Below are 14,080 nucleotides of genomic sequence, written 5' to 3' on the forward strand. Positions count from 1 at the left end.
GTTCGTCGGCCCCGCTCCGGCGGAGGATGGAGAGTATGAAGCGCAGTGCCATCGCAGGACTGGTCATCGCGGGCGTGCTCGTGGTCGGGGTCGGGGCCGCCGTCGCGGTGAGCGTGGCCGGTCGCGAGGACGAGCCCGTCGCCGTGCAGACCGCCACGCCGACCGCCGAACCGATGGACGACGGCACGGACGACGCGGCCGAGGAGTCTCCCGCCGCCGAGGCGACGCCGACCCCCGAGGCCGACGCACCCGCGCCCGGCGCGACCACCGCCGGGTCGTACGTGGACTACTCCGAGTCCGCGCTCGCGTCGGCGGAGGGCACGCGCGTGCTGTTCTTCCACGCGCCCTGGTGCCCGCAGTGCCGGGCGCTCGAGTCCGACATCGACGCGGTCGGCGTTCCCGACGGCGTCACCATCCTCAAGGTCGACTACGACACGAGCACCGAGCTGCGTCAGCGCTACGACGTGCGGCTGCAGACCACGGTCGTCGCCCTCGACGACTCCGGCGCGGCCACCGCATCGTTCGTCGCGTACGACGATCCGACCCTCGACGCCGCGCTGACGGGTCTCGGCATCGACGGCTGATGCTCGCTCTCACCCTCGTCTCCTTCGCCGCCGGGGTGCTCACGGTGCTCGCGCCGTGCGTGCTGCCGCTGCTCCCGGTGATCGTCGGCGGCACGGCGGTCCGCGCCGGCGGCGGCGATGCCGCAGCGGCGGAGCGGCAGTGGTTCCGGCCGCTGGTGATCGCGGCGGCGCTCGCCGTGTCGGTCGTGGCGTTCACACTGCTGCTCAAGGCGACCTCGGCGCTGCTGGGCGTGCCCGGCTGGGTGTGGCAGACCGTGTCGGGCGTGATCGTCGCGGTGCTGGGTCTGTCGATGCTGTTCCCCACGCTCTGGGAGCGACTCACCGTGGCGGCCGGATGGCAGGCCGGCGGCGGCCGACTGCTCGACCGCGGCTACCGGCGCGGTGGTCTCACCGGAGACATCGCCCTCGGCGCGGCCCTCGGCCCCGCGTTCAGCAGCTGCTCCCCGACCTACGCGCTCATCGTCGCGACGGTGCTGCCGGCGAGCTTCGCCGCCGGCGTCGTCTATACGACGGCGTACGCCGTGGGGCTCGCCCTCGCGCTTCTGGCGATCGCCATCGCCGGCACCGCGCTCGTGCGGCGCCTGGGATGGCTCGCCGACCCGCACGGCGTGTTCCGCCGCGGGATGGGCGGGGTGCTGCTCGTCGTCGGCGTCGCCGTCGCGCTCGGGTGGGACCGGCTCCTCCAGGCCTGGATCCTCGAGCAGGGTTGGTACGGCCCGATCGAGAACCTCGAGCGCATGCTGCTGGGCTGAGCCGCGGGCGGCGCTGCGGTGCGGTGCGGCGGTGCAGGCGGTGCGGCGGTGCGGCGGTGCGGTGCTGCGGTGCTGCGGTGCTGGTGGTGCGGGCGTGGCATCCACTCGCCTGGCTGGTCTTGCTGAGATCAGGTGATCTGCCGGGGACAGGCTGGTGTGGGTGGGGTTCGGCCTGTGTACGCCGGATCACCTGTTCTCGGCGAGGGGGAAGGGGTGGATGCCGGCTGGCGGCGCCGTGCGGATCGGCGGGGTGCCCGCGGGTGGGGCGGGTGTGGCATCCACTCGCCTGGCTGGTCTTGCTGAGATCAGGTGATCTGCCGGGGACAGGCTGGTGTGGGTGGGGTTCGGCCTGTGTAAGCCGGATCACCTGTTCTCGGCCAGAACTGTTCTCGGCGAGGGGGACAGGGGTCACGCCGGATCACCTGTTCTCAGCCAGAACTGTTCTCGGCAAGGGGGAAGGGGCGGATGCCGGCTGGCGGCTCCGTGCGGATCGGCGGGGTGCCCGCACCCGACCGCCGCCGCCCGCCCCTCGGCCGCACCGATCAGCCGGTGAGCAGACCGATCAGCTCGCGGTAGCGGGCGGCGGTGCGCTCGACGATCTCGGCGGGGAGCTCGGGCGGCGTGCCCTGCTTGTCCCAGTTCGCCGCGAGCCAGTCGCGCACGATCTGCTTGTCGAAGCTCGCCATGCGCTCCTTCGGGGTCGTCCCGGTGCGCCAGGTCGCGGCATCCCAGTAGCGCGATGAATCGCTCGTCAGCACCTCGTCGGCGAGGGTCATGACCCCGTCCGCATCGAGGCCGAACTCGAACTTCGTGTCGGCGAGGATCAGCCCCCGCGCCTCGGCGGTCGCCGCGGCGCGCCGGTAGATCTCCAGCGACAGATCGCGCAGTTCGGCCGCGCGCTCCGCGCCTACGAGCTCCACCGACTGCGCGAACGAGATGTTCTCGTCGTGCTCGCCCATCGGAGCCTTGTACGCGGGCGTGTAGATCGGCTCGGGCAGCCGGTCGCCGTCGGCGAGACCCGCGGGCAGCGCGATGCCGCACACCGTGCCGCTCTCCTGGTACTCGACCCAGCCAGACCCGGTGAGGTAGCCGCGCACCACGCATTCGACCGGCTGCATGTCGAGGCTCTTCACGACCATCGCGCGTCCGGCGACGGCATCCGGCGCCTCGGCGCCCGCCACGAGATGGTTCGGGATGCCGCGCCCGCCGTCCGCGCCGGCGAGCTGGTCGAACCACCAGCCGCTCAGGCTCGTGAGCAGCTCGCCCTTGCTCGGGATGCCGGGCGAGAGCACGTGGTCGAAGGCGCTCACGCGGTCGCTCGCGATGACGAGGAGGCGCGCCGGCGCACCGCCCTCGGGCGTGTCGGCCGGCACGTACAGGTCGCGCACCTTGCCCGAATAGATGTGGCGCCAACCGGGCAGGTCGAGCGGGGCCGGGGATGCTGCGGAGTCGGTCACCCGCCCATTATCGCCCGCGTGCGATTCACGCTCAGCCTGCGCACTCCGCGACCCTCGGCCCGGGCAGGGGCGAGTAGAGTCCACGAGTCAGAGAGAGGACGCCGCCGATGAGCGAACCGTTCACGTCCACATCCACGTCTCCGGTGAAGACCCGCAGCGCCTGGCCAGGCCTGTGGGCGCTGGTGATCGGCTTCTTCATGATCCTCGTCGACACCACGATCGTGTCGGTGGCGAACCCCGCCATCAAAGCCGACCTCGACCCCGGCACCCCCAACCTCGACAACATCGTGTGGGTGACCTCGGCGTACCTCCTCGCGTACGCCGTCCCGCTCCTGATCACGGGGCGCCTGGGCGACCGGTTCGGTCCGAAGAACATCTACCTCATCGGCCTCGCGATCTTCACGCTCGCCTCTCTCGCCTGCGGCCTGTCCGACACGCTCGGAATGCTCATCGCGTTCCGCGCGGTGCAGGGCGTGGGCGCCTCTCTCATGACGCCGCAGACGATGGCGGTCATCACCCGCACGTTCCCGCCGAACCAGCGGGGCGCTGCGATGGGCCTCTGGGGCGCGACCTCGGGCGTCGCGATGCTCGTCGGTCCGCTGGCCGGCGGCCTGCTGGTCGACGGATTCGGATGGGAGTGGATCTTCTTCGTCAACCTCCCGGTGGGCATCGTGGGCTTCGTGCTCGCGTGGATGCTGGTTCCCCGCCTGGAGACGCACCCGCACCGCTTCGACCTCGTCGGGGTCGTGCTCAGCGCGGTGGGCCTGTTCCTGATCGTGTTCGGACTGCAGGAGGGCGAGACCTACGACTGGGGCGTGATCTGGGGGCCGATCACCGTGTGGGGGCTCATCATCTCCGGCGTCGCGGTGATGGGCCTGTTCCTGTGGCAGCAGGCCCGCACGAAGTCGGAGGCGCTCGTGCCGTTGGAGCTGTTCCGCGACCGCAACTTCTCGATCGCGAACCTCGGCATCGCCACCGTGGGCTTCAGTGTGACGAGCATGTCGCTGCCGATGATGTTCTTCTTCCAGCTCGGCAGGGGGCTGACGCCCACCGAGTCCGCGCTGCTTCTCGTGCCGATGGCGATCGCCGCCGGCATCCTCTCTCCCCTCGCCGGACGCCTGCTCGACCGCAGCGATCCCCGCCTGCTGCTGGTGCCGGGACTCCTGCTCGTCGCCGGATCGCTGGTGCTCTACTCGGTGCTGATGAGCCCCGACACCCCGGTGTGGGCGTTCCTCATCCCGTCGTTCCTCATGGGCGTCGGCAACGCGGGCATGTGGGGTCCGCTCGCGACGACCGCGACGCGCAACCTCGCTCCGCGCCAGGCGGGAGCAGGCGCGGGCATCTACAACACGACCCGCACGATCGGGTCGGTGCTCGGCTCCGCCGCGATCGCCGTGTTCATGCAGGCGCGCTTGGAGGCCAACCTCGGCGCCGGGGCCGACGCGTCGGGCGAGGGCTTCGGGGGTGGAGCGCTGCCGCCCGTCATCGCCGAGCCGTTCTCGACCGCGATGGCCCAGTCGATCCTGCTGTCGGCCGCCGTGCTCGTGGTGGGAGTGGTGGGCGTGCTGTTCCTGCGCCGGCCCGAAGGGCTCGGGCAGCCGCGGAGCTGACTCGCGCCGGCTGAGCGCGGTCCCGCGCGGGCTGCGCGCGCGGCCGGCGCGGCGCTCGTGGGGCGTGTCGTGCGGGTTCCATCGCGTCGACCCCGCGGATCGTGCCCCATGAGCCGCCGCCGGCGCGAGGCTGCCCGGTTCGTGGGGCACGTTTGGTGGCATCCACCCCCGCGACCCCGCGGATCGTGCCCCATGAGCCGCTGCCGGCGCGAAGCCGTCCGGTTCGTGGGGCGCGTTTGGTGGCATCCGGCCCCGCGACCCCGCGGATCGTGCCCCATGAGCCGCTGCCGGCGCGAAGCCGTCCGGTTCGTGGGGCGCGTTTGGTGGCATCCACCCCCGCGACCCCGCGGAACGTGCCCCATGAGCCACCGCCGGCGCGAGGCCGTCCGGTTCGTGGGGCGCGTTTGCAGGCATCCACGCCGTCGACCCCGCACAACGTGCCCCATGAGCCGCCGCCGGCGCGAAGCCGCCCGGTTCGTGGGGCGGGTTTGGTGGCATCCAGCCCCGCGGCCCCGCGGAACGTGCCCCATGAGCCACTGCCGGCGCGAAGCCGTCCGGTTCGTGGGGCGGGTTTGGTGGCATCCAGCCCCGCGGCCCCGCGGAACGTGCCCCATGAGCCGCTGCCGGCGCGAAGCCGTCCGGTTCGTGGGGCGGGTTTGGTGGCTTCCAGCTCGGCGACCCGCAGAACGTGCCCCATGAGCCGCTGCCGGCGCGAGGTCGTCCGGTTCGTGGGGCGTGTCGTGCGGGTTCCACCCCCGCGGCCCCGCGGATCGTGCCCCATGAGCCGCTGCCGGCGCGAAGCCGTCCGGTTCGTGGGGCGCGTTTGGTGGCATCCAGCCCGGCGACCCGCGGAACGTGCCCCATGAGCCGCCGCCCGCGCGAAGCTGCCCGGTTCGTGGGGCGTGTCGTGCGGGTTCCACCCCCGCGACCCCGCAGGCCGTGCCCCCTGAGCCACTGCCGGCGCGAGGCTGCCCGGTTCGTGGGGCGTGTCGTGCGGGTTCCACCCCTGCAACCCCGCGGAACCTGCCCCATGAACGACGCGCGGGCGGCAGTCGGGGTGTGCGGCTGCGAATCGGTGCCGCGGGGACCGCGCGTCACTCCACCTCGAGGTCGGAGGCCACCTGATCCAGCGCGGCACGGAACGTCGAGACCGCGGGGAACTCCGCGCCCGCACGTCGCGCCGACGTGAAGATCGTGCGCCGCGGAGCCCCCGCGAGCCCGAGCAGCGCGCAGCGCGGGTCGGCCGATGCCCAGATGAGGTCGGGCAGCAGCGCGACCGCGTTGCCGGACTCGACGAGCCGCACGTGCGCCTGCAGGTCAGCGGTCTCGTACCGCACGTCGGGCTCGAATCCGGCGGTGCGGCACGCCTGCTCGGCGAAGTGACGGGATGCCGCACCCCGCGGCTCCATCACCCATGGCAGCTCCGCGGTATCGGCCAGCGTGCGCACCGGGTCGGCCAGTTCGCCGCCGACGGCGAGCCGGATGCGGTCGGTCAGCAGCGCGCGACGGTCCAGGCCGGAATGGTGGGGTGCGGAGTGGGCCGGGTACTGCTCGGCCACGACGAGGTCGAACTCGCGCATCCACGTCTCGCGGAGGGCTGACTCGGGCTCGCGCTGGTAGACCTCCACGCGCACGCGGGGCGCGTGCTCGCGCATCGCGCGCAGCGCCGCCGGCAGCAGCGCCAGCATGGCGGACTGGAACACCGCGAGCCGCACCGTCCCCGACGGGCCCTCGCCGATCGCGCGCAGTTCGGCCTCGGCCTGCTCCATCGTCTCGAGCAGCTCTTCGGCGCGCGCGACGAGCTGCTCGCCGGCCGGGGTCAGCCGCACGCCGCGCCCGACGCGGCGCACGAGTTCCACGCCGGCTTCGCGCTCCAGCTGCGACAGGTGCTGCGACACCGCGGACGGGCTGTAGCTCAACGCGTCGGCGACGGCGGCCAGCGTGCCGCGCATGTGGAGTTCGCGCAGAAGACGCAGGCGCTTCAGGTCCAGCATCCATCTCCCCGATTCATCGGTACAGCTGACGAATATACGTCAGAAACGGTCGCTTTTCTTTCATGAAACCCGACCGCACACTGGATCCGAGCATCCCCCTTGGAGAACCCGTGAGCATGACGACCGACACCACCCCCGACCTGGCGAACGAGACCGTCGCCCTCGTCGACCGCTGGCTCGCCGAAGCCGCCGAGATCGCCCCGAGCGTCGCCGCCCAGCGCCTCGCCGGTGTGCTGAGCGACCCGAACGGGCTCGACTTCACGACCGGGTTCGTCGATGGCGTGGTGCGTCCCGAAGACGCCGCGGTCGCAGCCCGCGCGCTCGCACGCGTGGCGCCGAAGGTGCCCGGGTTCCTGCCGGCCCCGCTGCGCGGGGCCGTGCGCCTGGGCGGGGTCGCCGCCCCGGTCGCGCCCGGCGTGGTGGTGCCGATCGCCCGCGCGGTGCTGCGCCGCATGGTCGGGCACCTGATCGTCGACGCCCGCGACGCGCGGCTCGGCGCGGCGATCCGGCGGCTCCGCCGCGACGGCGTGCGCCTGAACATCAACCTGCTGGGCGAGGCCGTGCTCGGCGCGGCCGAGGCGCAGCGCCGCCTCGACGGCACGATGCGCCTGCTCGCGCGCGACGACGTCGACTACGTGTCGGTCAAGGTCTCGGCGATGGTCGGCCCGCACTCGGCGTGGGGGTTCGAGGAGGCCGTCGAGAGCATCATCGAGCGGCTCACGCCGCTGTACCGGCTGGCCGCCGCGTCGCCCACGCCGAAGTTCATCAACCTCGACATGGAGGAGTACCGCGACCTCGACCTGACCATGGCGGTGTTCACCCGCATCCTGGACCAGCCCGAATTCGAGCGGCTGGAGGCGGGCATCGTGCTGCAGGCCTACCTGCCCGACGCCTTCGACGCGATGGTGCGCCTGCAGGAATGGGCGGCGGCGCGCCGTGCGCGCGGCGGCGCCGCGATCAAGGTGCGCCTGGTCAAGGGTGCGAACCTCTCGATGGAGCGCGTCGACGCCGAGATCCACGGCTGGCCGCTGGCGACCTGGCACACCAAGCAGGACAGCGACACCCACTACAAGCGCATCCTCGACTGGTCGCTCCACCCCGATCGCATCCGCAACGTGCGCCTCGGCGTCGCCGGTCACAACCTGTTCGACATCGCTCACTCCTGGCTGCTGGCCACCGAGCGCGGGGGGACCGACGGCATCGAGTACGAGATGCTCCTGGGCATGGCCGAGAGCCTCGCCGAGGTGATCCGCCGCGAGGTCGGCGGGCTTCTCCTCTATACGCCGGTCGTGCACCCGCGCGAGTTCGACGTCGCCATCGCGTACCTCATCCGCCGCCTCGAGGAGGGCGCCTCCAGCGACAACTTCATGTCGGCACTGTTCACCCTCGATTCCGATCCGGCCATGCGCGCCCGCGAGACCGAGCGCTTCCTCGCGTCGCTGCGGACGATGGATGCCGCGGTGCCGCGAACCCATCGGGTGCAGGACCGCTCCACCCCGGCCGCGGGCGCCCCGGCCGGGTTCGAGAACGCCCCCGACACGGATCCGTCCGTCGCCGCGAACCGCTCATGGGGTCGCCAGATCCTCGCGCGGGTCCCGCAGTCGCGGGCCGGCGTCGCCACCGCCGACGCCGCGATCCTCTCGGATGCCGCCGCCGTCGACGCCACCCTGCGTACGGCGCGGGCGGCCGCCGCCCGATGGCGGGAGCTCGGAGCCGCGGGGCGTGCGGCCATCCTGCACCGCGCGGGCGAGGTGCTCGAGCGGCGCCGCGCGGACCTGCTCGAGGTGATGGCGTCGGAGGCCGGCAAGACCCTCGACCAGGCCGACCCGGAGGTCTCGGAGGCCATCGACTTCGCGCACTACTACGCCGAGCGCGCCCTGGATCTGGGCGCCGTCGACGGCGCGCGGTTCACCCCGGCATCCCTCACCCTCGTCACCCCGCCATGGAACTTCCCGGTCGCGATCCCGGCCGGTTCGACCCTCGCGGCGCTCGCCGCCGGATCGGCGGTGGTCATCAAACCCGCGCGCCAGGCGCGGCGCTGCGGCGCCGTGATGGTCGAGGCGCTGTGGGAGGCGGGCGTGCCCCGCGACGTGCTCGCGCTCGTGCAGCTGGCCGACGCCGAGCTCGGCGAGCGGCTCGTCGCCTCCGACGCCGTCGATCAGGTGATCCTCACGGGCGGCTACGAGACCGCGAGCCTGTTCCGCGGCTTCCGCAAGGATCTGCGCCTCATGGGCGAGACCAGCGGCAAGAACGCGATCATCGTCACCCCGAGTGCCGACCTCGATCTCGCCGTGAAGGATGTCGTGGCCTCGGCGTTCGGCCACGCGGGTCAGAAGTGCTCGGCGGCCTCCACCGTGATCCTGGTCGGATCGGTCGCGACCTCGCGCCGCTTCCGCACCCAGCTGGTCGACGCCGTGCGCTCGCTGCACGTCGCGCTGCCGACGGACCCGACCGCGCAGGTGGGGCCGGTCATCGCGCCGCCCACCGGCAAGCTCGCCGAGGCGCTCACCTCCCTCGCCCCGGGGGAGTCGTGGCTGATCGAGCCGCGGCAGCTGCCCGAGGACCCGAAGCTGTGGACCCCCGGCGTGCGCGACGGCGTGCGCCGCGGCTCGGAGTACCACCTCACCGAGTACTTCGGACCGATTCTCGGCATCATGACGGCAGCCACGCTCGACGAGGCGATCGAGCTGCAGAACCAGGTCGACTACGGCCTCACTGCGGGGCTCCACTCGCTCGACGCCGACGAGATCCGCACGTGGCTGGCCCGCGTCGAGGCGGGGAACCTGTACGTGAACCGCGGCATCACCGGTGCGATCGTGCAGCGCCAGCCGTTCGGCGGCTGGAAGAAGTCCGTCGTCGGCGCCGGCTTCAAGGCGGGCGGCCCCAACTACCTGATGGGGCTCGGCCGCTGGAGCGACAGCACCGTCGACCTCTCGCGGCGTCCGCGCACCGACTCCGGCCCCGTTGCCGCGCTCATGCACGCGGCCTCCGAGGTGCTCGACGCAGATCGGCTCGTGTGGCTGATGCAGGCGCTCGCGAGCGATGAGACCGCGTGGGCGGAGGAGTTCGGCGTGCACCGCGATCGCACCGGCTTGGCCTGCGAGCGCAACGTCTTCCGCTACCTGCCCGCCGAGGCCGAGATCCGCGCCGAGGCGCGCGCCGACGTCGCCGAGGTCGTGCGCGTGGCGGCTGCGGCGCTTCGGGCCGGCGCGACACCGCGCCTGTCCAGCGCGCGCCCGCTGCCGACCGCACTCGCGACCGCGCTGCGCACCGCCGGCATCGAGGTGCAGGTCGAAGGTGCGGATGCCGCGCACCGCCGCCTCGCCGCCCTGCCGCGCCCGCGCGTGCGCCTGGTCGGAGGGTCGGCCGCGCCGCTGCTGCGCGCCGCGGGCGGCCGCCCCGACCTGACGATCTTCGACGGCGAGGTCACCCGCGCCGGCCGCGTCGAGATGCTGCCGTTCCTGCACGAGCAGGCCGTCAGCATCACCGCGCACCGCTTCGGCAACCCGACGAGCCTCGCGTACGACGTGCTGCCGGAGCCGGAGGCCGGCGTGGTCCGCGGCTGAGGCGCGGGCTCGGCCCTCCCCGCGTCGGGCCGGTGTCGGGGGCCGGGCCGCGGCCGGGGTGGTGGTCCCGAGCACCGCCGCGCTCGTATCCTGATCGCATGAGCGTCCCGGCGTCGTCGTCGCCCGATGATCGCATCACGATGCGGTTCCTGAGTCTTCCTCACGACGCCGCGGCGGGTGGCGCGACCGTCGCCGCCGGCAGCGTGATGGAGTGGATCGACCAGGCCGGATACGCCTGCGCGGTCGGCTGGAGCGGCAGCTACTGCGTCACCGCATACGTGGGGAACGTGCGGCACGCCTCGCCCATCGCACCCGGGTCGCTGGTGGCGGTGCACGCACGGATCGTGCACACCGGCACGTCGAGCATGCACGTCGCCGTGACCGTCGAGTCGGCCGACGTGCGCGAGCGCGACTTCACCCCCAACACCACCTGCATCCTCGTCTTCGTCGCCGTGGGGGACGACCGTCGCCCGGTGAAGGTGCCGCAGTGGCGCCCGTCATCGGAGTCCGATCGCGCCCTCGCCGCAGCGGCCGTCTCGCGCATCCCCGCCCGCGATGGGATCAAGAAGGCGATGCTCGCGGAGGAGTACACCGACGCAACGGCAGCGCCGCGATCCTCGCTGCGGTTCCTCGCGCCGCCGAGCTCGGTCAACTTCGGCGGCGCCGCGCATGGCGGCACCGTGATGCGCTGGATCGATGAGGCCGGCTACGCCTGCGCCGCGAGCTGGTCGTCTGCCGACGCCGTGGCGGTCTACTCCGGCGGCATCCATTTCCTGGCGCCGGTGCGCATCGGCCACATCGTCGAGCTGCACGCGCGGCTCATCTACACCGGGCCGCGCAGCATGCACGTCGCCGTGCGGGTGCTCACCGCCGACCCGCGCACACCCGCCGAGACTGCGCTCACGACGCAGTGCCTGCTCGTGTACGTCGACCGTGGCGACGCGGGCGCGCGACCGGTCCGGCGCTGGGAACCATCGCTGCCCGAGGATGTGCGCCTCACCCGCCACGCCGTCGACCTCATCCATCGGCGCGAGCAGCTCGTGCCGATCCCCGCGGAGCTCACGCTGCGCGACTGACCCGAAGCGCTCGGACGCCGATGACCGCGGCGGATGCCGCACCTGTCAGCCCGCCGCTCGGCGCGCACCCCTTTTCAGCAGGTCCGGAAACCGGAGGTCTGCACGCTTTCCGGAGCGACGGGGCGAAGCGCTCCGGAAAGCGCCGCGCGATCCGGTTTCCGGACCCGCCGCGACGGCGGGGCTAGGGCGCGCCGGCACCGGGGAGTGGATGCCGCGCCCGCCGCAGCGGGTCGCAGCCGCGGATCAGGACTCGACGACGCGCGCGGCGATGTCGGTGCGGAACTGGCCGCCCTCCAGGCCGATGTGCTCGAGCGCGGAGTAGGTGCGCGAGCGCGCCTCGGCGAACGTCGTTCCGACCCCGACCACGTTGAGCACCCGGCCGCCGGTCGCGACCAGCCCGTCGCCGGAGTCCGCGGCGGCGGTCGCCGCGTGGGCGACGTGCACGCCGTCGACGCCGGCTGCGGCATCCAGTCCCGTCAGGGCGCGGCCGGTGACCGGCGACGACGGGTAGCCCTCCGACGCGAGCACGACGGTCACCGCCACCGCGTCGGCGAAGGCCGGGCGCGCGTGGTCTTCGAGATGACCGGATGCCGCGGACAGCAGCAGCGCGGAGAGCGGGTCGACCAGGCGCGGCAGCACGACCTGGGTCTCCGGGTCGCCGAAGCGGGCGTTGAACTCGATCACCTTCACGCCGGCTTCGGTGAGGATGAGCCCGGCGTAGAGGAGGCCGATGAACGGCGTGCCCTCGGCGTCGAGCTGGCGGATCACCGGCTCGGCGATGTCGCGGGTCACGAGGTCGACGAAGGCGTCTTCGCCGCCGAAGCGCTCGAGCAGCCACGGCAGCGGCGAGTACGCTCCCATGCCACCCGTGTTGGGGCCGGAGTCGCCGTCGCCCAGGCGCTTGAAGTCCTGCGCGGGGCTCAGAGGCAGCACCCGGTCGCCGTCGCTCAGGAAGAACAGCGACACTTCGGGGCCGGCGAGGAACTCCTCGACGAGCACCGAACCCGACGGCAGGTAGGTGTCGGCGTGGGCAAGGGCTGCGGCGCGGTCCTCGGTGACGATGACGCCCTTGCCGGCGGCGAGGCCGTCGGCCTTGACCACGTGGGGGGCGCCGAGCTCGTCGAGGGCGGCCTCGACCTCGGCGCGGGTGTGGGCGCGCACCGCGCGACCCGTGGGCACGCCCGCCGACTCCATGATCCGCTTGGCGAACGCCTTGGACCCCTCGAGCTGCGCGGCCGCCTTGCCGGGGCCGAAGACCGGGATGCCGCGCTCGCGCAGCGCGTCGGCGACGCCGGCGACCAGTGGCGCCTCGGGGCCGATCACGACGAGTCCGATGTTGTCGGAGAGGGCGAAGGACGTCACGGCGGCCGGGTCGTTCGCATCGAGCTCGACGATCGTCGCGTCGTTCGCGATGCCCGCGTTGCCGGGAGCGGCGAGGATCTCGTGCCCGGCCTCCTCCGAGAGCAGAGCGAGGATGATGGCGTGCTCGCGCGCGCCCGAGCCGAGAACCAGGATCTTCACCCGCCCCAGCCTACCGCCGGCCACCGTCGCGGCCCGCGGGCGTAGCGTGGTCCCATGCCCCGCAAGATCGCCACCGACGAGGGCCGCGCCGCGCTCGCCGCCGTGCGCGCCGCCGCCGAGACGGGCGCCGAACCGGCCCGCACCGACCTCGCGATGTCGGTGCGCTACCTGCTGCAGCTGCTGGCCGAGAAGGCCCCCGGCCACACGGTGGAGGTGCGCGTGCCCCCGTTCGGCGCGGTGCAGGTCGTCGAGGGCCCGCGCCACACCCGCGGCACCCCGCCGAACGTGGTCGAGACCGACCCCCGCACGTGGATCGCCCTCGCCCTCGGCGATGAGCGATGGGTGGATGCCGCGGCGGGCGGCCGCATCGCGGCATCCGGGATCCGCGCCGATGTATCCGACCTGCTTCCCCTGCGCCCCTGACGCTGCCCCCGCGCAGCCGCCGCCGGGAACACGGACCGGGGCGCGCCCGCGCCGGAGCAGTGGGACAATGGATGCCATGGGTGAGCAGATCCACGACCACATCGAGACCGTGCACGTGCGCCGTGCCCCGAAGTTCTCGGTGTTCCTGCTCACCGGGGCCGCGCTCGGGCTGCTCACGGCGATGATCCTCACGTTCGCGTTCGACGGCACGTCGCAGGTCAGCCCCAACACCGGCCTCGAGTACTCGCAGGGCCAGGTGTTCGGGTTCCTCGCGCTCATCTGCGTGCCGGTCGGGCTCGCGGTGTTCGGCATGCTCGCCGTGATCCTCGATCGCCGCGCCTCCGCGCACACGCGCGACATCGAGGTCGACCACGCGACCGTCGAGACCGACGAGCTCCGCGAGAACGACTGAGACCCGCCGGCCCCCGTCAGGCGAGCTCGGCGATGATCGGGTGGATCGCCGCGTCGAACGCGGCGACGTCGCCCCGCAGCCCGTCGGTGACGGCCACGGTGAGCGAGCCGATCCACCACACGCCGCGCTGATTGAGCGGCAGCACCTGCACGTTCAGTTCGAACGAGTGCGCCCGACGGCCCACCTGGCGCTCATGCTCGGCGATCGCGCTCGCGTAGGCCCGGTACGCGGAGTGCGTGGCCGCGTCGCGGGCGTAGCGCGCGTGCGCGGACTGCGCGAAGGCGACCGCCTCGGCCGCGTGCGGCGCGAACGCGCGGCGCAGCTGTTCGGCACCGGTGCTCGGAAGCACGACATGGGTGCCGAAGCCGTCGACGAGATCGAGCGGCACCGGCGACGGGTGCGCCTGAGGCTCGACCGTGATCGCCCAGTACTCGCGCCACTGACGTTCGAGGGCGTCCTGCACGGATTCGCTGCGGTCGTTCGCGCGCGGAGGGATGCCGCGCAGATGCGGCAGCTCGTCGGGGGAGCGGATGCCCAGCACCTGGCGCAGATAGAGGGCGATGAGCACCGGCTGACTCGCGTCCTCGCGGATCAGCCATTCCGGGGTTCCGGCGGCGCCCATGGCGAACATTGTAGGACGGGTGCCGCCGCGTTGGGCCGGTCTCTCGGGATCGCCGGGAACGCA

Annotated in this window: 11 protein-coding genes; 7 read left to right on the top strand and 4 right to left on the bottom strand. The window is 73.0% G+C overall.

The features are described from left to right. Positions 1–35: 35 nt before the first annotated feature. Both HQM25_RS00940 and HQM25_RS00945 read left to right on the top strand, forming a co-directional pair. Positions 36–584, top strand: a complete 549-nt coding sequence (locus tag HQM25_RS00940) for a thioredoxin family protein (RefSeq protein ID WP_217275173.1) — start codon at positions 36–38, stop codon at positions 582–584. Then, positions 584–1,336: a cytochrome c biogenesis CcdA family protein gene (locus HQM25_RS00945; RefSeq protein ID WP_172988498.1), complete on the top strand. Its 753-nt coding sequence runs from the start codon at positions 584–586 to the stop codon at positions 1,334–1,336. Before HQM25_RS00940 ends, HQM25_RS00945 begins: the two co-directional genes overlap by 1 nt. Before the next feature lie 542 nt (positions 1,337–1,878). Here HQM25_RS00945 and HQM25_RS00950 read toward each other — a convergent pair. Continuing rightward, positions 1,879–2,793, bottom strand: coding sequence for a phosphoribosylaminoimidazolesuccinocarboxamide synthase (locus tag HQM25_RS00950; RefSeq protein WP_172988499.1), 915 nt, complete (start codon positions 2,791–2,793; stop codon positions 1,879–1,881). Positions 2,794–2,900: 107 nt separating this feature from the next. On the opposite strand from HQM25_RS00950, the gene HQM25_RS00955 reads away from it, so the two are divergent. After that, positions 2,901–4,403, top strand: coding sequence for a DHA2 family efflux MFS transporter permease subunit (locus HQM25_RS00955; protein ID WP_172988500.1), 1,503 nt, complete (start codon positions 2,901–2,903; stop codon positions 4,401–4,403). Between the two features lie 1,094 nt (positions 4,404–5,497). Here the strand turns inward: HQM25_RS00955 and HQM25_RS00960 are convergent. After that, positions 5,498–6,397: a LysR family transcriptional regulator gene (locus HQM25_RS00960; RefSeq protein ID WP_172988501.1), complete on the bottom strand. Its 900-nt coding sequence runs from the start codon at positions 6,395–6,397 to the stop codon at positions 5,498–5,500. 116 nt (positions 6,398–6,513) lie between these two features. Here HQM25_RS00960 and HQM25_RS00965 point away from each other — a divergent pair, with 116 nt between their 5' ends. After that, the gene (locus HQM25_RS00965) at positions 6,514–9,963 is read left to right on the top strand and encodes a bifunctional proline dehydrogenase/L-glutamate gamma-semialdehyde dehydrogenase (protein WP_254359722.1); all 3,450 of its coding nucleotides are present in this window, start codon (positions 6,514–6,516) and stop codon (positions 9,961–9,963) included. Between the two features lie 98 nt (positions 9,964–10,061). After that, complete coding sequence (locus HQM25_RS00970) at positions 10,062–11,039, top strand: acyl-CoA thioesterase (RefSeq protein ID WP_172988503.1); 978 nt, start codon at positions 10,062–10,064, stop codon at positions 11,037–11,039. Between the two features lie 243 nt (positions 11,040–11,282). Here the strand turns inward: HQM25_RS00970 and purD are convergent, their stop codons facing one another. Further along, entirely contained in the window at positions 11,283–12,560 is a 1,278-nt protein-coding gene (gene purD, locus HQM25_RS00975) for a phosphoribosylamine--glycine ligase (RefSeq protein WP_172988504.1), read from the bottom strand. A gap of 54 nt (positions 12,561–12,614) precedes the next feature. On the opposite strand from purD, the gene HQM25_RS00980 reads away from it, so the two are divergent. Both HQM25_RS00980 and HQM25_RS00985 read left to right on the top strand, forming a co-directional pair. Beyond that, entirely contained in the window at positions 12,615–12,983 is a 369-nt protein-coding gene (locus HQM25_RS00980) for a sterol carrier family protein (protein WP_172988505.1), read from the top strand. 76 nt (positions 12,984–13,059) lie between these two features. Then, on the top strand, positions 13,060–13,395 hold the full coding sequence (locus HQM25_RS00985) for a potassium transporter Trk (RefSeq protein WP_172988506.1): 336 nt from the start codon (positions 13,060–13,062) through the stop codon (positions 13,393–13,395). 16 nt (positions 13,396–13,411) lie between these two features. Here the strand turns inward: HQM25_RS00985 and HQM25_RS00990 are convergent, their stop codons facing one another. Then, positions 13,412–14,017: a zinc-binding alcohol dehydrogenase gene (locus tag HQM25_RS00990; protein ID WP_172988507.1), complete on the bottom strand. Its 606-nt coding sequence runs from the start codon at positions 14,015–14,017 to the stop codon at positions 13,412–13,414. Between the last annotated feature and the right edge of the window lie 63 nt (positions 14,018–14,080).

It is taken from the genome of Microbacterium hominis (assembly GCF_013282805.1).
Lineage (GTDB): Bacteria > Actinomycetota > Actinomycetes > Actinomycetales > Microbacteriaceae > Microbacterium > Microbacterium hominis_B.